The sequence below is a fragment of the Caballeronia jiangsuensis genome, from assembly GCF_046030135.1.
GTDB classification, from domain to species: Bacteria; Pseudomonadota; Gammaproteobacteria; order Burkholderiales; family Burkholderiaceae; genus Caballeronia; species Caballeronia jiangsuensis.
The window spans coordinates 249,071-267,938 of sequence record NZ_JAQQDB010000005.1; the positions used below are offsets into that span (position 1 = coordinate 249,071).

An 18,868-nucleotide genomic window follows, 5' to 3' on the forward strand; every position below is an offset into this window, starting at 1 on the left:
TAACCCGGTTTCGGGGTAAGCAGGCCCACGAGGACGCGCGGTTCCGCCGCGCGAGCCACGCGACAACAAACGACCCTCGCAGAAGGGAAACGGCATGGGCTTGTTCGGCGCAACACGCATGCAGGAACCCGATCGATCGATGCGATTCGATTTCATCCGGGGACTCGCGATCATCGCAGGGACGGGTGGCCCGTTCTCCGCACGCCGAATCCGCGCGATTCAAAGCTGGCGCGCGCGCCGATTTTCGCGTATCAAATAGGTTCCTGCCGCAAGGCAGGCCGCGTTGCGCTTCGTGCATCGATCGCTTCGTCCCCAACGCGCGGGGCTTTCTCCGATAGCCCGTGTCTCATCGTCACACACGCGAATCACACTTCGATTACCGGCCAGGCGCGCGCTCGATCGGGCCTTTGCGCGCTTTCGATTCACGACATCACTCAGGAGACTCCCATGTCCGACAGGCTCAGCATCTCCACGCCCGACGGCAATTTCGACGCCTACGTCGCCTATCCCGCGCAAACGCCCGCGCCCGCCGTGATCGTGATCCAGGAGATATTCGGCATCAACGCCGACATGCGCGAAACCTGCGACGAGTACGCGCGCCAGGGATATGTCGCGCTGTGCCCGGATCTCTTCTGGCGGCTCGAACCGAACGTCGAATTGACCGACAAATCCGAAGCCGAGTGGCAGCAGGCGCTGAAGTACTACAACGCGTTCGACGTGAACACGGGCGTCGAGGACATCGCGGCGACCATCGGCTTTGCGCGCGGGCTGTCGCAAGTGCAGGGCAAGATCGGTTCGGTCGGATTCTGTCTCGGCGGTTTGCTGTCTTTCCTGACGGCCGCGCGCACGGATATCGACGCATCGGTTTCCTATTACGGCGGCGGCACCGACCAGTATCTCGCCGAGCTGCCGAAGATCAAGGTGCCGCTGATGCTGCATCTCGCGGAAGAAGACGAGTTCATTCCCGCCGACGCGCGCGGTCGCGTGCTCGCGGCGGTGCAAGGGCACGCGAACGTCGAGGCGTTCACGTATCCCGGCTGTCACCACGCGTTTGCGCGCAACCAGGGCGCGCACTACGACGCGGCGGCAGCGCAACTCGCGAACGGCCGCACCGCGGAGTTTTTCAAAAAGCATCTGACGTAAGCGAGGCCGCAAACGAAAACGCCGCCCGGAGCGGGGCGGCGTTCATCGTCGGGGAAAAGAGCTTACTTCTTCACGGTGTGCGGCCGTCGAAACACTAGCCAGCGCGGCGACTTGAAGCGCACGATGCTCATGTAGAGCCATACATACGTCGCCGCGAACACGACGACGAAGCAGAACAGATGCACCGTGTGCCGCCAGAAGAGCGTCGCGGGAATCACCGCGATCAGGCACAGCAGCCACAGATACGGCGACGTGAGCGAGTTGCGCCGCGTGAGTTCGTGCGCGTTCTTCGCGCCGACGGCCCAGCGCATCAGCCGCTTGTAGACGAGCATATGCAGATGCACGCCGTCCGGAATGCCGGGCGAGATGCCGCGAATGAACTTCTTGCGATAGATCGAGAAACACGTCTCGAAGATCGGATACATGAAGAGCAGCACCGGATACCACGCGGAGACGTCGCGGTTGCGCATCACGAGCATGATGGAGAGCTCGCCCAGCATGAAGCCGACGAAGTACGCGCCGCCGTCGCCGAGAAAGATCAGGCCGGCGGGGAAATTCCAGATGAAGAAGCCCATCACCGCGCCCATCATGATGAGCGATCCCGACAGCACGACGGGATCGTGCACCTGGAACGCCACGTAGGCGAGCGACGCGAACATCATGAAGCTGACCATCGACGCGAGGCCGTTGAAGCCGTCGATGATATTCACCGCGTTCGCGAGCGCCGCGACGGCGAGCACCGTGACCGCGCAGGAAATGATCGCGTAGGACAGCAGGAAATCGAGCGGCGGCACGCTGATGCGCGTGACCGCGATATTCAGCAACGCATAGGCGAGGCCCGCGGCGGCCATCGTGCAGACGAGGCGGGCGAGCGGCGAGACGCGCTTGGTCAGGTCTTCGATCAGCCCGGAGAGAAACGCCGGCAGGCCGCACGCGACGATGCCGAGAATCCCGCCCGACACGGCCGGATAACTCCATCGCAACTGCACCGCCGATGCGGTCAGCCCGCAAATGATGCCCACGCCGCCGATGCGCGGCACCGGGCGCGCGTGAAACTTCTGCACGCCGGCGAGATCGGTGTCGCCGAGCACGCCTTCCTGCAGGTGTGCGAAGCGCACGATCAACAAGGTCACGAGCAGCGAGATCAGAAAAGCAAGCGCGAAACTAAGCATGAAAATAGAACCGGTTGGGAGAAGCAGCCCCGCATCGCTCGGAACGACGAGGCGGGGCGCAGCGAGACTTTACGCGAACCCGTTCGGGTTTTGCGACTGCCAGCGCCAGTGATCCACGCACATGCGTTCGATGCCGTGCTCCGCGCGCCAGCCGATCAGTTCCGCGGCGGCGGCCGGATCGGCGTAGCAGGCGGCGATATCGCCCGGGCGGCGCGGCACGAGCTCGTACGGCACGGGCTTGCCCGACGCCGCCTCGAACGCTTTCACGACATCGAGCACGCTATAGCCCTGGCCCGTGCCGAGATTCACGACGAAGCTGCGGTCGAGCGTCTTCAGCGCGTCGATGGCCGCGATGTGCCCGCGCGCCAGATCGACGACGTGAATGTAATCGCGCACGCCGGTGCCGTCGTGCGTATCGTAATCGCTGCCGAACACGCGCAGGCGCTCCAGCTTGCCGACGGCCACCTGCGCCACATACGGCATCAGGTTGTTCGGAATGCCCGCCGGATCTTCGCCGATCAGCCCGCTCTCATGCGCGCCGACCGGATTGAAATAGCGCAGCGTCGCGATGCGCCACGACGGATCGGAGACTTCGAGATCGCGCAGGATCTGTTCGGCGATGAGCTTCGACTGGCCGTAAGGGTTGGTCGCCGAAAGCGGAAAAGATTCGTCGATCGGCACGCTCTTCGGCACGCCGTAGACCGTCGCGGACGAGCTGAACACGAAGTTGCGCACGTTGCGCTCTTTCATCACCTTCAGCACGGCGAGCAGGCTGCCGATGTTGTTGTTGTAGTACTCGACCGGCTTCGCGACCGATTCGCCCACGGCTTTGAGCGCGGCGAAGTGGATCGCGCCGGTGATCTCGTGCGTGTCGAAGATATGGTTGAGCGCGGCTTCGTCGCGCGCGTCGGCGTGATGGAACGCGACGCGCTTGCCAGCGATGCTTTCGACGCGCTTCAGCGATTCGGCGCGGCTGTTCACGAGATTGTCGATGACCACGACGCCATAGCCCGCGTCGAGCAATTCGACGCACGTATGCGAACCGATAAAGCCCGCGCCGCCGGTGACGAGAATCGTGCCCTTCGTCGGCTGATTACCATTCATCTTTTGCTCTCCCGATTGCATGAAATCAGAGTGAAATGCCTGTGATGGCATGTATTGTGCCCTTGTAGCGTTCGACGACATTCTTTTCGTCGAATTCGCCCGTGACTTTTTCGCGGCCGCGCAGCGCCATCGCTTCGCGCTCGCCGGACGAGAGCGTCAGCATGCGTTCGAGCGCTTCGGTCAGGCTGTCGGCGTTCTTTACCTCGCAGAGAAGACCGTTCACGCCGTCCTCGACGACCTCGCGGCAGCCGGGCACATCGGTGGCGACGATCGGACGGCCCATCGCCGAGGCTTCCATCAGCGTGCGCGGCACGCCCTCGCGATACGAGGGCAGCACGACGCAATCCGCCGCGGCGACGAGCGGGCGCACGTCGTTGGCTTCGCCCAGATATTCGACGATATTCTCCGCTTCCCACTTCTGCACATCCGTGCGGCTGATCGCGCTGGGATTGTCGACGCCGACCGGCCCGAGCAATTGAAAACGCGCGTGCGGATATTTCGCCCGGATTCTGCGCGCGGCCTCGACGTATTCCGCCACGCCCTTGTCCCAAAGGAGCCGCCCGATCAGGATGAAAACGAAGTCCGCGCGCGCGGGCAGCGGCTGAAACGCGAATTCATCGAGATCGACGCCTTCGCCGTGCAGGCGCCGCGCTCGATCCGGATGCGCGAGCAGATTCTCGTGCAGAAATGCTTCGTGATCGTCGCGATTCAGAAACCACACTTCGCGCGGAAAGCGGAACGCGAAACGGTACAGCAGCTTCGCGACCTGCGCCGTGCGGCTCTTCTGGATGAAGACGTAGCCGAGGCCCGTGGTCACCGCGATCGACGGCACGCGCGCGAGCATCGCGGCGAGCGAGCCGTAAATGTTCGGCTTGATCGTGTAGTGAAACACGATATGCGGGCGCGTCGCGCGATATTCGCGATAGAGCGCGGCGAGCGTCCTGAAGTCCTGGCGCGGGTCCGTTCCCTTCGATGCGACCGGCAGCTCGACGCAGCGGCAGCCCATTGCCGTGAGCGGCTCGAAGGTGCGATCGCGCGGCGCGATGATCGTCACTTGCGCACCGGCCGCGGTCAGCATGCGCAACACGCCTTGCCGGTAGGTGTAGATCGCCCACGCCGTGTTGCAGACGAGGGCGATGCGAAGACTCGACTTTTCTTTCGTCATCCGGAAGAGCGCTCAACGTGGCGCGAACTGAACATTGAAATTTTCACGCGGAAGACGTGGACTTCAGCAATCGCGCCTTCAGACCACGCAACGCGCGATACGGCAGGACGAGATGCGCGATGCTTTTCGCGACGCCCGCCCAGTCGAGCGGATTCGTCACGCGCAGATAACGCAGTTGCAGGCGCAATGTCGACATCACCTGCACGCGCCGCTTCGTCGCGCTGATGCCGCTTTCGTTCAGCTCGTAGAAGAGACCGAACTCGGGCAGGTTCGCGCCGTCGTGCCGTTGCAGGAGCCGCAGGATCAAATCGAGATCTTCCGCCGCGCGATAGTCCGCGCGATAGTTGCCCGCTTCGATCACGGCATCGATCCGCAGCATCAGCGAAGGATGCGTGAAGCACGTGCGCGCGAGCATCGTGCGGCGGATCGCGGCGGGCTCGGCCGGCGGCGTCAGGTCGAAGAGCGGCGCGCCTTGCGTCGATACGACGTGCGTCCACATGCCCAGCACCGCGACGCGCGAATGGTCCTCCATGTACGCGCGCTGCTTCGCGAGACGGCCGGGCGTCGCCAGATCGCCGGCATCGATGCGCGCCGCATAACGTATGCCGCCCGTGGCGAGCGCCGCGATGCCCGCTTCGAGCGCGCGCTCGATGCCGCCGTTTCGCGGCATCCGCAGAATGTCGATGCGCATGCCGTCGATGACGGGCGCGACGATCGGCGGCGTGCTGCCATCGTCGACGATCAGCACGTTCACCGTCGAGGCTTCCCTGAACGATGCGAGCGTGCGTTCGACCTCGGCCTGGCCGTTGAACGCGGGCATCAGCACGGCGACATCGGATAGATCGTTCATGCGCGCAGCCGCAAACGGATGTAGTAAAAATTCACCGACGCCGCCGCGACATAGCCCGCCGCGAGCCCGATCAGCGCGCCGTAGCCTTCGATGCGCGGAATCGTGAACCAGTTCACCGCGAACGCGACGGCCAGCGCGAACAGCCATTTCGACAGCAGCACGTACTTCGCCTGATATTTCAGCACGACGAGATTGCCGATCGCCTCGATGCCCGCTGGCACGGACAGCCACACGGCCCAGCGGAAAATATCGGCGGCGCCCGCGTAGTTCGGCCCGAACACGCGCGCGATGATGAAGCCCGCGAGCGCATCGAGGACGGCGGCGCCCGCGATCATCAGCACGGCGGTCATCGCGAAGAGGCGCACGAGATTGCGCCTGAGGCGCGCGGTTTCCTGCACGCGATAGACGAACGCCGGCGCGATGGTCTGCGAGAGCATCAGCGCGAGCGCGATCCAGTTCTCGTTCAACTGCTGCGCGGCGGAGTAGAGCCCGAGTTCCGCGAACGACACGCGATGCGCGAGCATGAGCCGGTCGAGCTTGAGAAACAGATACATGCAGATGAGTCCGAGCCAGAACACCGTGCCCGCGCTCGCGAAATGTCTGAACAGTGCGCGATCGAAGCGCCAGCCGAGCGTGCCGCCGTGACGGCGCATGTAATACACGACGAGCGCGGCGCTGATCGCCGCGGCTTCGAGCGCCCAGAGCCAGCCGAAACTCGACGGCGCGGCCATCGCGCGCACCAGCGCGAAAACAAGCGCCGCCTTGACGATGGCCGCCGCCATGCTCGCGATGAGCTGCGGCTTGCTGTAGGTGAGACTTTGCAGCCACGAATTGACGACGCCGATGAACGGCTCGCGAAAGAGCATCGTGACGGCGAGGCCGGCGAGCATCAGACCGACCATCGGATCGGTGCCGCCCGCCGCGATCCACATCCATGTGACGACGAGCGCGATGATCGAGACGCCCATGCGCAGCACGAACGCGCTGCCGAGCACCGCGCCGGCTTCGGCGGGCGTGCGGTTGACGATCGTCGGCACGAGGATTTCCGCGCCGCAGACCCAGGTGATCGGCGCGATCACGAGCAGGAGCGTGTTCGCGTATTGCCATTTGCCGAAAACGTCGGGGCCGAGATAGCGCGCGAGCAGTCCCGAAATGACGATGGCCACCGCAATCTGCGTGAGCCGTTCGAGCCCGAGCCAGACGATATTGGCGAGCGCGCGGGCGACGTCCGGGTTACCGGAGCGCGTCAGCGCCTTCATGCGGCCGATCCGGCGGCACAGGCGGGCACACGGCGTGCTACCTCAGCCTGACCGCCCTGCAAGTCTGCGTGTTCGGTCAAGTTTTGTGTGTTTGCACGCAGACGCGCCTCATTCGAAGGCATCGAGGCGAAAGAGCGTTTGAGCATTGGATTAGAATGAACGCGCAGGCTTTGAACCGCCGCGCGCAACCACGAGAGCGCCGAAAGACAGCGATTATAAGTGCGATCCGCGGCTTGCCCGTTGCGCTGGTTTTGCATCCAGTTGCTTCCAATTGTTTCTTTCGTGTTGATTTGACAGACGCATAGGCAGAATTCGTACGTCATCTGGCAGTCGTTCACGCGCCTCGCACGCTGCATGGCGCGCCAACCGTCACGACCTGCATGCCCTCATGGCTGCATCGCCGAGAAACCATCAATTAATAGAGAAGAGGTAGCCATCTCATGAGCCAAGTATCCCAATCCATCTTCAAGGCCTACGACATTCGCGGCATCGTCGGCAAGACGGTCGACACGGATGTCGCGAAGAGCATCGGCCAGGCATTCGGCAGCGAGATCAAAAAGCAGGGCGGTGACTCGGTCGTCGTCGCGCGCGACGGACGTCTCTCCGGCCCCGAACTCGTCGGCGCGCTTGCCGAGGGCTTGCGCGCGGCGGGCGTCGATGTCGTCGATGTCGGCATGGTGCCCACGCCCGTCGGCTACTTCGCGGCGAGCGTGCCGCTGCCGTTGCCTTCGGGCGAGCGTCGCGTGGACTCGTGCATCGTCGTGACGGGCAGCCACAATCCGCCCGACTACAACGGCTTCAAGATGGTGCTGCGCGGCGCGGCCATCTACGGCGACCAGATCCAGGGCTTGTACAAGCGCATCGTCGATAGCGACTTCACCACGGGCGAAGGCACGTACACCGAGTTCGACGTATCGCAGATCTATCTCGATCGCATCGTGTCGGACGTGAAGCCGGTGCGCGGGATGAAGATCGTCGTCGATACGGGCAATGGCGTCGCGGGCGGCCTCGCGCCGAAGCTGTTCAAGGCGCTCGGCTGCGAACTCGTGGAACTGTTCACGGAGATCGACGGCACTTTCCCGAACCATCACCCGGACCCCGCGCACCCGGAAAATCTGCAGGACGTGATCAAGGCGCTCAAGGAAACGGATGCCGAAGTCGGCTTCGCATTCGATGGCGACGGCGACCGTCTGGGCGTCGTGACGAAGGACGGGCAGGTCATCTATCCGGATCGCCAGTTGATGCTGTTCGCGCAGGAAGTGCTGTCGCGCAACAAGGGCGGCCAGATCATCTATGACGTGAAGTGCACGCGCAATCTCGCGAAGTGGGTGCGCGACCAGGGCGGCGAGCCGGTGATGTGGAAGACCGGCCACTCGCTCGTGAAGGCGAAGCTGCGCGAAACCGGCGCGCCGCTCGCGGGCGAGATGAGCGGCCACGTGTTCTTCAAGGACCGCTGGTACGGCTTCGACGATGGCCTGTACACCGGCGCGCGCATGCTCGAAATCCTGTCGCGTGTGGCGGACCCGAGCAAGCTGCTCAACGATCTGCCGAATTCGCTATCGACGCCTGAGTTGCAGCTTAAGCTGGAAGAGGGCGAGAACTTCGAGCTGATCGCGCGTCTGCAGAAATCGGCGAAGTTCACCGGAGCGGACGATGTGCTGACGATCGACGGATTGCGGGTGGAGTATCCGGATGGGTTCGGGCTGGCGCGCTCGTCGAATACGACGCCGGTGGTCGTGATGCGTTTCGAAGCGGATAACGACGCGGCGTTGAAGCGGATTCAGGAGGATTTTCGTCGGGTGATTCTGGCGGAGAAGCCGGATGCGAAGTTGCCGTTTTGAATGGTTTTATCCGTAGATGACAAAGCGGCACGGTTTTTCGACCGTGCCGTTTTTTTTGTCACTCCGGATAGAACTCGGTCGACAGGATTTGTGCTGTCGACCAGGGAAGATTCTCGGGGAACAGGTCGAGTCCGGTTTCTTCGACGGCTTTGGAAACGGCGTCAGCCCAGGTTCCGGTCAGCCAGTCCGGGTCGGCCAAAGAGTTGCGAAGACTCGGCGTTTTCTGCAACGCGACGCCCACCGCGCGACGTTGCTCCCTGATCGTGCGTTGCCAGCTCGAGCCGCGGCGGCCGGGTTGATATTGCCACTTGAGCAGATGAGCCAACAGCACCGCCATGCGGCTCGATAGTTCGCGTTGTTCGCTCTTGCCCACGTCTTCGATTTCCTCTGCGATGTGCTCGACGTCGATCGCCGAGAACTTCCCTTCTCGCAGCAGGGCAGCTTGTTCCCGCGCCCACGCCACTACGTCTTGTTCGTAACGCGTTCCCATCGCGTACTCCTCTTGTCGTCGGATTTGCCCGGACTTCGACATGTTACCGGCTTTTTTCCGGCCCAAATCGCCCCGAGCGTGACGATCTGTGTCCGTTCAGCAAGCAAGCCGCGCTAAAATCCCCGTTTCCCTGCTCACCGCGCAGCGCCCTCCCGCGCCTCCCCACCCCAGCGTGCAAAAGATCCTGATCGTCCGCGTGTCGTCGCTCGGCGACGTCGTCCACAACATGCCGGCCATCGCCGACATCCGCCGCCGCTATCCCGATGCGCAGATCGACTGGCTCGTCGAGGAAAGTTTCGCAAGTCTCGTCGAACTCGTGCACGGCGTGCGCCGCGCGATCCCGTTCTCGCTCAGGCGCTGGCGCCGTGGGTTCGCATCGCCCGAGAACTGGCGCGAGATCGGCAAGTTCAAGCGCGAACTCGCCGCCGAAAAATACGATCTCGTCATCGACTGTCAGGGTCTCATCAAGACCGCGTGGGTCGCGAGCTGGGCGCGCGGGCCGCTCGTCGGTCTCGGCAATCGCACCGACGGCGCGGGCTACGAATGGCCCGTGCGTTTCTTTTACGACCGGCGCGTGCCGATCGAGCCGCGTACCCACGTCGTCGAACGTACGCGGCAACTCGTGGCGGCGGCGCTCGATCTGCCGAAGCCGCAGATGACCGACGACATCGACTTCGGCATCGACACGCGCCGCGCAACGCTCGCCGTCTCCGAGCTCGGGCTGAATCTGCCGGTGCCGTATGTCGTGTTCGTGCACGCCACCTCGCGCGCCGACAAGCAATGGCCCGAAGCCGCGTGGATCGAACTCGGGCAGGCGCTCGTTACGCGCGGCGCGTCGATCGTGCTGCCGTGGGGCAGCGACGCCGAACGCGCGACCAGCGAAAAGCTCGCGAAGGAATTCGGCGCGGCCGCGATCGTGCCGCCGAAGCTGTCGCTGCCCGCGGTGGTCGGACTGATCGACGGCGCGGCCGCGACCGTCGGCGTCGATACGGGCTTGGTGCATATTGCCGCGGCGCTGAAGCGCCCGACCGTCGAGTTGTACAATTTCTCGACCGCATGGCGCACCGGCGGCTACTGGTCGCCGCAGGTGGTCAATCTCGGCGACGCGAGCCGGCATCCGACGCTTTCCGAAGTCAAGGCCGCGCTCGCGGGCTTCGGCCTGCTGTAGCGTGTCCTTCGCGCGCCGCGCCGTGCTCGGGCAACTCAAGGTCGTAGACACATGACGGAATCTCAAATCATCGAAGTCGCGTCTGGCGATTGGCAGGGAAAGAATCTTTCCGTGCCGCGCGAGACGCTCCTTGCCGGCGTCGAAAACGGCAAGGTGCTGTATTTCCCCAATCTGCGTTTTCCGATCGAAGGCGGCGAACTCGCGCTGCTCGATCCGAAGATCGCGGACCCCAAACGCAAGAACATCAGCCTCGCGCCCAACGGCGGCGCGCTCAACGGCGTGCTCGGCGAGAACGTGACGCAGTCGGCGGTGCGCTCGCTCATCAAGCGCTATCAGGATCATGCGCGCTCGCTCGTCGATGGCCTCTTTCCCGAATACGACGGCAAGCTGCGCGTCGCGCCCACGAGCCTCAGGCTGCATCAGGTCGAAACGCGCGAGACATCCTGGCGCAAGGACGACAGCCGCCTGCACGTCGATGCGTTCCCGTCGCGCCCGAATTACGGCGAGCGCATTCTGCGCGTGTTCACGAACATCAATCCGCAAGGCGCGCCGCGCGTATGGCGCGTCGGGGAACCGTTCGAGGACATGGCCAAGCGCTTCCTGCCCGGCATCAAGACGCAGATGCCCGGCTCGGCGTGGCTCATGAATCTGCTGCACATCACCAAGTCGCCCCGCAGCGAGTACGACCATCTGATGCTGCATCTGCATGACGCGATGAAGGCCGATCTCGACTATCAGAAGACCGCGCCGCAGGAGGCGATGCCGTTTCCGCCGGGCTCGGTGTGGGTCTGCTTCTCCGATCACACTTCGCACGCCGTGATGTCCGGCCAGTTCATGATGGAACAGACCTTCTTTTTGCCCGTCAAGGCGATGGCGCGCCCCGATTGCGCGCCGCTCGGCATTCTCGAGCGCCTGAAGGGCAGGGCGCTCGTTTGAGCGGCGCCGCTTCCCCGGGCGCATCGGCTGCGGTGCTGAGGCTCGTCTATCGATCGCTCTGGTGGATCGTCGCACCGCTCGCCGTGCTGCGGCTCTACATCCGTTCGCGCAAGGAGCGTGGATACCGCGAGCATATCGGCGAGCGCTTCGGATGCATCCCGCCGCGCCGCGCCGACGATCTCGCGCCGCTCATCTGGGTGCATGCGGTATCGGTCGGCGAGACGCGCGCGGCGCAACCGCTCATCGATGCGTTGCTGAAAACGCATCCGGAAGCGCGCGTGCTGCTGACGCACATGACGCCGAGCGGCCGCGCGACGGGCCTCGAATTGTTCGGCGATCGCGTGTGGCGCGGCTATCTTCCCTACGATCTCCCGGTGCTCGTGCGGCGCTTCCTGCGCGCGTGGCGTCCGTCGCTCGGCATCGTGATGGAAACGGAAGTCTGGCCGACGCTCATCGACGAATGCAAGCGCGGCGACGTGCCGCTCGTGCTGACGAACGCGCGCATGTCGGAGCGTTCGTACCGGCGCGCGGCGAAGTTCGGGCGCGCGGTGCGCGAAGTGTTCGGCGGCTTTTCGCGCGTGCTCGCGCAGACGCCGTCCGACGCCGAACGGCTCACCGCGCTCGGCGCGCGCAACGTCGCGGTGCTCGGCAATCTGAAGTTCGATATGACCGCGCCGCCCGAACTGGTCGCGCGCGGTCAGGCGTGGCGCTCGGCGATCGGCGATCGGCCGGTATGGGTCGCGGCGAGCACGCGCGAAGGCGAGGAGACGCTGGTGCTGCGCGCCTTCGCGGCGCTCAATGTGCCCGACGCGTTGCTGATTCTCGTGCCGCGTCATCCGCAACGTTTCGATGAAGTGTCGGCGCTGATCGCGAGCCTCGGGCTGACGAGCGCGCGCCGTTCGGTGTGGGCGCCGAAGCCGGCCGCGGCGGGATCGGGCGCGGACGTGCCGGAACCGTTGCCGGCGAACGTGCAGGTCCTGCTCGGCGATTCGATGGGCGAGCTCGGCGCGTATTACGCCGCGGCCGATCTCGCGTTCATCGGCGGGAGCCTGTTGCCGCTCGGCGGGCAGAATCTGATCGAAGCGTGCGCCGCGGGCGTGCCGGTGCTGATCGGGCCGCACACGTTCAACTTCACGCAGGCGACCAACGATGCGATCGCGGCAGGCGCCGCGTTGCGTGTCCAGGACCCGCAGGAGCTTGCGCGCGGTCTGCGCGAAATCTTCAGCGACAAGGCGAGGCGGCTCGCGATGAGCGCGGCGGCGTCGGCGTTCGCGGCGCGGCATCGCGGCGCGACGGAGCGAACGGTGAGCGTGCTGAGCGCATTGCTCGAAGAGGAAAGCGACGCGGCGAAGTGATCGCTTGCCGGACCAGCGGCGCGCGCCCGATCGACTGGCCAATCCGCAGGCTTTTCCCGTTCTTTTCCCTGAATCATCTGACAAAATCGTGCATTCTGCCGACAAATAGAGGGTTGAACGTCGAAAAGGTTAGGGGGATACTGAACGCCCCGCCGGCCCCCTCGAACGGTACCAATGGGCCGGACGCCTGCGAACGTGCTGCCAATCTTCTTTAGAGGACGCGCATGCAAGATCTCCTCAAGTCCGTTGTCAAAGACATGATGCCGCCCGGGCTCCTTCGCCTCTTGCGGCCACATCCGGGACCGACCGATGCATGGGGCACCGTCCGGTACGGCGCGCACGGTCTCGTGCTTCCGGGCAACCGGCGCTTCGAATATCGGCCTTGCGCGGCGGATCGCGAGGTGTGCAGACAGATCTTCTTCATGCGCGAATACGCCACGGATCATCTGGTTCGCGCGAAGGAAATCGCGGCGTTTTACGATGCCTGCGAGAATCCGCTGATCGTCGATGCCGGGGCGAACATCGGCGCTGCCGCGGTGTGGCACGCGCTCACATACCCGAAAGCGAAGATCGTCGCCATCGAGCCGGATGTATCGAATTTCGCGCTGCTCAAAAAGAACGCGGAGGCCTTTCCGTTGATCACGCCGCTGAATGCCGCGATCGCGGCGCGGCGCGGCACGCTCTATCTCAACGATCCGGGCGGCGGCGAATGGGCCTTCCGCACGGCTGACAAGCCCATCGAGAAAGGTTATGCCGTCGACGCGCTCACGCTCGAAGACGTGATGCCTGCATCCGGCGTGACGCCGTTCATTCTCAAGATCGATATCGAAGGCGCGGAGTCGGACCTGTTTTCGCGCCATTGCGATGCGCTGAACCAGTTCCCGGTCGTCGTGATCGAGTTGCACGACTGGATGCTTCCCGGCGAATCGAACAGCCGCAACTTCCTGCAATGGCACGTCGAGATGAAGCGTGATTTCGTGCAGATGGGCGAGAACGCGTTCTCGATATCGAATTCGATATCGCTGATGTAGCGCGTCTTACGCGAGCAGCAGCCCCTTCTTCTCGATGAAGCGAATGACGTCATCGAGCCCGTCGAGCGCCTTCAGATTGCACATCACGAAGGGCCGCTCGCCGCGCATCTTTTTCGCGTCGCTTGCCAAGATGTCGAGATTCGCGCCGACATGAGGCGCGAGGTCGGTCTTGTTGATCACGAGCAGATCCGACTTCGTGATGCCCGGCCCGCCCTTGCGCGGAATCTTCTCGCCGCCCGCGACATCGATCACGTAGATGGTTCGTATTTCTTGCACATCGCTTTGCAGAGCATTTTGAGCGAGGCCGTCGTGCCCGAGCCGAACGCGGTGCAAGAGTGGGGGGTCTTGGTTCGACATGGGCCGAAAAGGGTAAGTGGGAACGCTGGTTTGGCCGGTTAGAGAACACGTTAAAACCGGACTGGAAATCTGCAGCAAAAAATCACAGAGATCGTTGCTTAGTATCCTAATATAATCGATTCTTTCTAATTAATAAGCATAGCAAAGCAATGAGTGGAGTCGAAGGTTTCGTTTATGTTATTTCAAACAAATCGATGCCCGATTACGTCAAGATCGGATATACAACACGCGATCCAGAGCGGCGAGCTAGTGAGTTGAGCGGGACTGCTTTGCCTTTTCCCTCGGTGGTTGAATTCTACGTCCGCGTGCCGAATGCAGTATTAGTCGAGCGCCAAACTCATCAGAGGCTGCACGCCGTTAGGGTGTCTCGCGACCGCGAGTGGTTTGCGTGCTCGAGAGTAGCGGCGATAGAAGCTATAAAAGCGTCGGCGGGAAGCCTTATTCAGGCAGAAAAGGATCGCGTGCTTGAGGAGGAGCGGCGTCGAACGAGGAAAGAGCGCGAACGGCAAGAAGCGGAATTGCGTCGCCGCCAGGAGGAGGCCGCGAGAGACAAAGCGGAGGCTAAGCAGCGCGCGATACAGGAAGTGGACAAAAAATACGAAGTGCGCCTCGCTTCCTTAACACAGGTTCCTCATTTCGTTATCTTTTGGGTGATCGGAAGCATCCTCGTCGCAGCCTTTTTAAGCATCTTTTTGTTAAACGGCAGGGAGCCTTCTGGTGGCTTTAATGTCATTTGTATCCTGATTGGAGCCCTCGCCGGCTCGTTGCTCCAAGAATATGTGCGAGAGAAGAAGAAAAAAACGCGTCGTTATGCCGCCGTCGAGGCGGAACGAGATGCAGAGATTGCGGCGCTGGACAGGCGCCTCCGCTAGCTCATCGCTCCGTCAATCACCCGAATTATGGTTCTTTTGAGGAACCGGATCAAATGGGGACGCTGGCATAGGCAACTCGTTTCGTTCCTTGGAAGAAGCGCAAACTATTTGTGCGGCCACTACTTCCGAGCGGATCAAAATCACCCGTCTTACGCGAGCAGCAGCCCCTTCTTCTCGATGAAGCGAATGACGTCATCGAGCCCGTCGAGCGCCTTCAGATTGCACATCACGAAGGGCCGCTCGCCGCGCATCTTTTTCGCGTCGCTTGCCATGATGTCGAGATTCGCGCCGACGTGAGGCGCGAGGTCGGTCTTGTTGATCACGAGCAGGTCCGACTTCGTGATGCCCGGACCGCCCTTGCGCGGAATCTTCTCGCCGCCCGCGACATCGATCACGTAGATGGTCAGATCGGAGAGTTCCGGGCTGAAGGTCGCCGCGAGGTTATCGCCGCCGGATTCGATGAACACGATATCGGCATCGGGAAACTTCGACACCATGCGATCGACGGCTTCGAGATTGATCGACGCATCCTCGCGGATCGCCGTATGCGGACAGCCGCCCGTCTCGACGCCCATGATGCGCTCGGCCGGCAGCGCGCCCGCGACGGTCAGCAGGCGCTGATCTTCCTTCGTGTAGATATCGTTGGTGATGGCGACGAGGTCGTATTTCTCGCGCATCGCCTTGCAGAGCATTTCGAGCAGCGTGGTCTTGCCGGAGCCGACCGGACCGCCCACGCCGACGCGCAACGGCGGCAGTTTCTTGGTTCGGCGAGCGGCGGAAGAATAAGCGGGAGTGTTCATGGAATATCGGTTCAGGAGCGGAAAAGCCGCGAGTATTGCGATTCGTGCCGCGCGGACAAAACGCCGAGTTGCGGCGCGAAAGTGTTGACCCGTTCGGGCGATGTATCGAGCGCGCGGCGCACGGCGGCATCGATCGGCTCGCGCAACGCGACGATGATGCGCTGCCCCGCAAGCTGGCCGAGCGGCACGGACTTGAGCGCGGCCGCCGCCTGATTCTCGACCCAGCTGAACGCATAGGCCGCGAGCGCTGCTTCAGTCGTCGCATCGTGCGCGAATGCGGCGAATGCGAAGGCGGTCGGTTGCGCGATGGGTTTGATCGCGGCGAGTGTCGCGCGGCGCGCCGCGTCGCCCCATTCGAGCGATGCGCACAGCTGCGCGAGCGACCAGCCCATCTGCTCGGTTTCGCGTTTCAGCTCCGCCGATTCACGGCTCGCGATGTATTCATCGTTCGCGGCTCGCAGCGCGGCTTCGTCGTGCGAACGCCAGTGTTCGATCTGATGCGCGAGCAACGGCAGTTCGCCACGCGCGAGCACGGTGCTGAGGCCGCTCGCGATCCAGTCGCGCGCGCTGTCGCCGTCGTGGATCAGGCCGTGCTCGATCGCCGCTTCGAGTCCCTGCGAATAGCTGAACGCGCCGATCGGCAGCGCCGGCGACGCGAGATGCAAAAGCGCGGTGAGTTCAGCGATGCGCATGACCGTGATGATGATCGTGACCGTGATCATGACCGCACGATGAGTGATCGTGATCGTGGTCGTGGTCGTGCGAATGATCGTGCCCGTGATGCTCGTCGAAGACCTTCTGCGCGAGCGCGTAGTCTTCGCTGAAGCTTTCGTCGTGGCCGTGCTTGTGGCCGCCGCCGTATGCGCCGGTTTCGGGCTGGAACGGCTGCGATTCATGCGCGACGAGCACGCCAAGACGCTTCAGCATGTCTTCGAGCACGGGATCGGCTTCGAGCTTGAGATAATCCGCGCCGACTTCCACGGGCGTATGCCGGTTGCCGAGGTGATACGCGGCCCGCGTCAATAGCCGCACGCTCGGCGCGCGCACGACGAGCACGTCCTCCGCCGCCGCGACCACACGCACGAAGCCGCCGTCATCCGCGACGAGCATGTCGCCGTCCGCGAGCACGGTGCCGCGCGGCATCACGAGGGCGACTTTCTCGCCGTTGTCGAGCGTGGCGGCGAGACGGCTCTTGCCGCGCGCATCGAAAGGCAGGGTCAGGGTGGGCGCGCGCTTCACGAGCACGGGCGCGAGCTTGGCGGTCAGACGTTTGTCGATGGTACGCATGGCGACTCAGAACAGGAAATAGCGCTGCGCCATCGGCAGAACGGTGGCGGGATCGCAGGTGAGCAATTGCCCATCGGCGATCACCTGATAGGTCTGCGGATCGACGCTGATGGACGGCTGCCATGCATTGTGAATCATGTCGGCCTTCGTCACATTGCGGCAGTTCTTCACCGCGACCACTTGCTTGCTGAGACCGTAGCGATCCGCGATGCGCGCTTCCATCGCCATTTGCGACACGAAGGTCAGCGACGTCTTGCCGAGCGCGCCGCCGCGCGTTGCGAACATCTCGCGATAATGCACCGGCTGCGGCGTCGGAATCGATGCGTTCGGGTCGCCCATCTGCGCGACCGCGATCATGCCGCCCTTGACGATCATCGCGGGTTTCACGCCGAAGAACGCCGGCTCCCAGAACACGAGATCGGCCCACTTGCCCGGCTCGATGGAACCGACTTCATGCGCGATGCCATGCGTGATCGCCGGATTGATCGTGTACTTCGCCACATACCGCTTCGCGCGGAAATTGTCGTTGCGTGCGTTGTCCTCGGCGAGTGCGCCGCGCTGCACCTTCATGTTGTGCGCGGTCTGCCAGGTGCGGATGATGACTTCGCCGACGCGGCCCATCGCCTGCGAATCGGACGACAGCATCGACAGCGCGCCGAGATCGTGCAGGATGTCTTCGGCCGCGATGGTCTCGCGGCGAATGCGCGATTCCGCGAACGCGATATCTTCCGCGATCGACGGATCGAGGTGATGGCACACCATCAGCATGTCGAGATGCTCGTCGAGCGTGTTGATGGTATAGGGGCGCGTCGGATTCGTGGAAGAGGGCAGCACGTTCGATTCGCCCGCCACCTTGATGATGTCCGGCGCATGGCCGCCGCCCGCGCCTTCCGTGTGATACGTGTGGATCGTGCGGCCCTTGAACGCGGCGATGGTCGTCTCGACGAAACCCGCTTCGTTGAGCGTGTCGGTGTGGATGGCGACCTGCGTGTCGGTGTCGTCGGCGACCGAGAGGCAGTTGTCGATCGCGGCGGGCGTCGTGCCCCAGTCCTCGTGCAGCTTGAGACCGATCGCGCCCGCCTTCACCTGCTCGATCAGCGGCGCGGGCAGGCTCGCGTTGCCCTTGCCGAGAAAGCCGAGATTGACCGGCCAGCCATCGGCGGCCTGGAGCATGCGCTCCATGTGCCAGGGGCCCGGCGTGCAGGTCGTCGCGTTGGTGCCGGTCGCGGGACCGGTGCCGCCGCCGAGCATCGTCGTGACGCCGCTTGCGATCGCTTCGTCGATCTGCTGCGGGCTGATGAAGTGGATGTGCGTATCGACGCCGCCCGCCGTGACGATCATGCCTTCGCCCGCGATCACTTCGGTCGCCGCGCCGATCGCGATGTTCACGTTCGGCTGGATGTCCGGATTGCCCGCCTTGCCGATTGCGAAGATGCGTCCGCCCTTGATGCCGATATCCGCTTTCACGATGCCCCAGTGATCGAGGATCAGCGCGTTGGTCACGACCGTATCGACGACCTCGGCCGAAGGACGTTGCGACTGGCCCATGCCGTCGCGAATCACCTTGCCGCCGCCGAACTTCACTTCTTCGCCGTAGGTGGTGAAGTCGCGCTCGACTTCGATGATGAGATCGGTGTCGGCGAGGCGCACGCGGTCGCCGGTCGTCGGGCCGAACATTTCAGCATAAGCGCGGCGGCCGATGCGTAGCGTCATGTTTTTGATGTCCTGTTCAGAGTGGGCCCATCACGAGGCCGTTGAAGCCATAGACGTGCCGGTCGCCCGCGAGCGCGACGAGTTCGACGGTGCGTTCCTGTCCCGGCTCGAAGCGCACGGCCGTGCCCGCCGCGATATTGAGGCGAAAGCCGCGCGCCTTCTCGCGTTCGAACTTGAGCGCCGCGTTGACTTCATAGAAATGAAAATGCGAGCCGACCTGCACGGGCCGGTCGCCATGATTCGCGACGAGGACCGTCACGGTCTCGCGTCCCGCGTTGAGCTCGTGCTCGCCATCGTCGATGAAATATTCGCCGGGGATCATGGT

At 63.5% G+C, this 18,868-nt stretch carries 19 protein-coding genes and 1 pseudogene; 7 read left to right on the forward strand and 13 right to left on the reverse strand.

Annotated elements, in window-relative coordinates; all coding sequences use genetic code 11:
• The first annotated feature begins 447 nt into the window (after positions 1-447).
• Entirely contained in the window at positions 448-1,143 is a 696-nt protein-coding gene (locus tag PQR08_RS07745) for a dienelactone hydrolase family protein (RefSeq protein WP_250483952.1), read from the forward strand.
• Positions 1,144-1,205: 62 nt separating this feature from the next.
• Here the strand turns inward: PQR08_RS07745 and PQR08_RS07750 are convergent, their stop codons facing one another.
• The 6 genes from PQR08_RS07750 to PQR08_RS07775 form a co-directional block, all read right to left on the reverse strand.
• Positions 1,206-2,315 (reverse strand): MraY family glycosyltransferase, encoded by a 1,110-nt coding sequence (locus PQR08_RS07750; protein ID WP_187605898.1) that lies wholly within the window; start codon positions 2,313-2,315, stop codon positions 1,206-1,208.
• 69 nt (positions 2,316-2,384) lie between these two features.
• Positions 2,385-3,419: a UDP-glucose 4-epimerase GalE gene (gene galE / locus PQR08_RS07755; RefSeq protein ID WP_187605897.1), complete on the reverse strand. Its 1,035-nt coding sequence runs from the start codon at positions 3,417-3,419 to the stop codon at positions 2,385-2,387.
• 25 nt (positions 3,420-3,444) lie between these two features.
• The gene (locus tag PQR08_RS07760; RefSeq protein ID WP_250483951.1) at positions 3,445-4,584 is read right to left on the reverse strand and encodes a glycosyltransferase family 4 protein; all 1,140 of its coding nucleotides are present in this window, start codon (positions 4,582-4,584) and stop codon (positions 3,445-3,447) included.
• 43 nt (positions 4,585-4,627) lie between these two features.
• The gene (locus PQR08_RS07765; RefSeq protein WP_250483950.1) at positions 4,628-5,434 is read right to left on the reverse strand and encodes a glycosyltransferase; all 807 of its coding nucleotides are present in this window, start codon (positions 5,432-5,434) and stop codon (positions 4,628-4,630) included.
• Positions 5,431-6,693 carry an oligosaccharide flippase family protein gene (locus PQR08_RS07770; RefSeq protein WP_238288454.1) on the reverse strand — a complete coding sequence of 421 codons (1,263 nt, stop codon included), beginning with the start codon at positions 6,691-6,693 and terminating at the stop codon, positions 5,431-5,433. The genes PQR08_RS07765 and PQR08_RS07770 overlap by 4 nt, the downstream gene beginning before the upstream one ends.
• Complete coding sequence (locus PQR08_RS07775) at positions 6,690-7,016, reverse strand: hypothetical protein (protein WP_187605893.1); 327 nt, start codon at positions 7,014-7,016, stop codon at positions 6,690-6,692. The genes PQR08_RS07770 and PQR08_RS07775 overlap by 4 nt, the downstream gene beginning before the upstream one ends.
• A gap of 117 nt (positions 7,017-7,133) precedes the next feature.
• Here PQR08_RS07775 and PQR08_RS07780 point away from each other — a divergent pair, with 117 nt between their 5' ends.
• Complete coding sequence (locus PQR08_RS07780) at positions 7,134-8,534, forward strand: phosphomannomutase/phosphoglucomutase (RefSeq protein WP_250483949.1); 1,401 nt, start codon at positions 7,134-7,136, stop codon at positions 8,532-8,534.
• Positions 8,535-8,592: 58 nt separating this feature from the next.
• Here PQR08_RS07780 and PQR08_RS07785 read toward each other — a convergent pair whose 3' ends face one another.
• On the reverse strand, positions 8,593-9,024 hold the full coding sequence (locus PQR08_RS07785; protein ID WP_187605891.1) for a DUF29 domain-containing protein: 432 nt from the start codon (positions 9,022-9,024) through the stop codon (positions 8,593-8,595).
• A 172-nt stretch (positions 9,025-9,196) separates the two neighbouring features.
• Between PQR08_RS07785 and waaC the strand changes: the two genes are divergently transcribed.
• The 4 genes from waaC to PQR08_RS07805 all read left to right on the forward strand — a co-directional run bounded on the left by waaC (position 9,197) and on the right by PQR08_RS07805 (position 13,514).
• A complete protein-coding gene (waaC, locus tag PQR08_RS07790) occupies positions 9,197-10,192 on the forward strand; it encodes a lipopolysaccharide heptosyltransferase I (protein ID WP_408161232.1) in 996 nt (331 codons plus the stop codon).
• A gap of 51 nt (positions 10,193-10,243) precedes the next feature.
• The gene (gene kdoO / locus PQR08_RS07795) at positions 10,244-11,128 is read left to right on the forward strand and encodes a Kdo hydroxylase KdoO (protein ID WP_187605889.1); all 885 of its coding nucleotides are present in this window, start codon (positions 10,244-10,246) and stop codon (positions 11,126-11,128) included.
• Positions 11,129-11,160: 32 nt separating this feature from the next.
• Complete coding sequence (gene waaA / locus PQR08_RS07800; protein WP_250483957.1) at positions 11,161-12,483, forward strand: lipid IV(A) 3-deoxy-D-manno-octulosonic acid transferase; 1,323 nt, start codon at positions 11,161-11,163, stop codon at positions 12,481-12,483.
• A 224-nt stretch (positions 12,484-12,707) separates the two neighbouring features.
• Entirely contained in the window at positions 12,708-13,514 is an 807-nt protein-coding gene (locus PQR08_RS07805; RefSeq protein ID WP_250483947.1) for an FkbM family methyltransferase, read from the forward strand.
• A gap of 6 nt (positions 13,515-13,520) precedes the next feature.
• Here PQR08_RS07805 and PQR08_RS07810 read toward each other — a convergent pair.
• Positions 13,521-13,838, reverse strand: a pseudogene (locus PQR08_RS07810) (GTP-binding protein); the annotation flags it as partial.
• Positions 13,839-14,020: 182 nt separating this feature from the next.
• Between PQR08_RS07810 and PQR08_RS07815 the strand changes: the two are divergent.
• Complete coding sequence (locus tag PQR08_RS07815; protein WP_250483945.1) at positions 14,021-14,743, forward strand: GIY-YIG nuclease family protein; 723 nt, start codon at positions 14,021-14,023, stop codon at positions 14,741-14,743.
• Positions 14,744-14,892: 149 nt separating this feature from the next.
• Here PQR08_RS07815 and ureG read toward each other — a convergent pair whose 3' ends face one another.
• From ureG to PQR08_RS07840, 5 genes are read right to left on the reverse strand one after another with little or no spacing between them, the layout of a single operon-like run.
• Positions 14,893-15,543, reverse strand: coding sequence for an urease accessory protein UreG (gene ureG / locus PQR08_RS07820; RefSeq protein ID WP_187605887.1), 651 nt, complete (start codon positions 15,541-15,543; stop codon positions 14,893-14,895).
• A gap of 11 nt (positions 15,544-15,554) precedes the next feature.
• Positions 15,555-16,235, reverse strand: a complete 681-nt coding sequence (locus PQR08_RS07825) for an urease accessory protein UreF (protein ID WP_250483946.1) — start codon at positions 16,233-16,235, stop codon at positions 15,555-15,557.
• The gene (gene ureE / locus PQR08_RS07830) at positions 16,222-16,830 is read right to left on the reverse strand and encodes an urease accessory protein UreE (RefSeq protein WP_250483944.1); all 609 of its coding nucleotides are present in this window, start codon (positions 16,828-16,830) and stop codon (positions 16,222-16,224) included. The genes PQR08_RS07825 and ureE overlap by 14 nt, the downstream gene beginning before the upstream one ends.
• A gap of 6 nt (positions 16,831-16,836) precedes the next feature.
• Positions 16,837-18,543: an urease subunit alpha gene (ureC, locus tag PQR08_RS07835; RefSeq protein ID WP_408161233.1), complete on the reverse strand. Its 1,707-nt coding sequence runs from the start codon at positions 18,541-18,543 to the stop codon at positions 16,837-16,839.
• 16 nt (positions 18,544-18,559) lie between these two features.
• On the reverse strand, positions 18,560-18,865 hold the full coding sequence (locus tag PQR08_RS07840) for an urease subunit beta (protein ID WP_035503136.1): 306 nt from the start codon (positions 18,863-18,865) through the stop codon (positions 18,560-18,562).
• Between the last annotated feature and the right edge of the window lie 3 nt (positions 18,866-18,868).

Excerpts from the sequence above, each read along its gene's own strand:
- PQR08_RS07745 (WP_250483952.1), top strand. The coding sequence starts at position 448 with ATGTCCGACAGGCTCAGCATCTCCACGCCCGACGGCAATTTCGACGCC.
- PQR08_RS07750 (WP_187605898.1), bottom strand. The coding sequence starts at position 2,315 with ATGCTTAGTTTCGCGCTTGCTTTTCTGATCTCGCTGCTCGTGACCTTG.
- galE (WP_187605897.1), bottom strand. The coding sequence starts at position 3,419 with ATGAATGGTAATCAGCCGACGAAGGGCACGATTCTCGTCACCGGCGGC.
- PQR08_RS07760 (WP_250483951.1), bottom strand. The coding sequence starts at position 4,584 with ATGACGAAAGAAAAGTCGAGTCTTCGCATCGCCCTCGTCTGCAACACG.
- PQR08_RS07765 (WP_250483950.1), bottom strand. The coding sequence starts at position 5,434 with ATGAACGATCTATCCGATGTCGCCGTGCTGATGCCCGCGTTCAACGGC.
- PQR08_RS07770 (WP_238288454.1), bottom strand. The coding sequence starts at position 6,693 with ATGAAGGCGCTGACGCGCTCCGGTAACCCGGACGTCGCCCGCGCGCTC.
- PQR08_RS07775 (WP_187605893.1), bottom strand. The coding sequence starts at position 7,016 with ATGACGTACGAATTCTGCCTATGCGTCTGTCAAATCAACACGAAAGAA.
- PQR08_RS07780 (WP_250483949.1), top strand. The coding sequence starts at position 7,134 with ATGAGCCAAGTATCCCAATCCATCTTCAAGGCCTACGACATTCGCGGC.
- PQR08_RS07785 (WP_187605891.1), bottom strand. The coding sequence starts at position 9,024 with ATGGGAACGCGTTACGAACAAGACGTAGTGGCGTGGGCGCGGGAACAA.
- kdoO (WP_187605889.1), top strand. The coding sequence starts at position 10,244 with ATGACGGAATCTCAAATCATCGAAGTCGCGTCTGGCGATTGGCAGGGA.
- PQR08_RS07805 (WP_250483947.1), top strand. The coding sequence starts at position 12,708 with ATGCAAGATCTCCTCAAGTCCGTTGTCAAAGACATGATGCCGCCCGGG.
- PQR08_RS07815 (WP_250483945.1), top strand. The coding sequence starts at position 14,021 with ATGAGTGGAGTCGAAGGTTTCGTTTATGTTATTTCAAACAAATCGATG.
- ureG (WP_187605887.1), bottom strand. The coding sequence starts at position 15,543 with ATGAACACTCCCGCTTATTCTTCCGCCGCTCGCCGAACCAAGAAACTG.
- PQR08_RS07825 (WP_250483946.1), bottom strand. The coding sequence starts at position 16,235 with ATGCGCATCGCTGAACTCACCGCGCTTTTGCATCTCGCGTCGCCGGCG.
- ureE (WP_250483944.1), bottom strand. The coding sequence starts at position 16,830 with ATGCGTACCATCGACAAACGTCTGACCGCCAAGCTCGCGCCCGTGCTC.
- ureC (WP_408161233.1), bottom strand. The coding sequence starts at position 18,543 with ATGACGCTACGCATCGGCCGCCGCGCTTATGCTGAAATGTTCGGCCCG.
- PQR08_RS07840 (WP_035503136.1), bottom strand. The coding sequence starts at position 18,865 with ATGATCCCCGGCGAATATTTCATCGACGATGGCGAGCACGAGCTCAAC.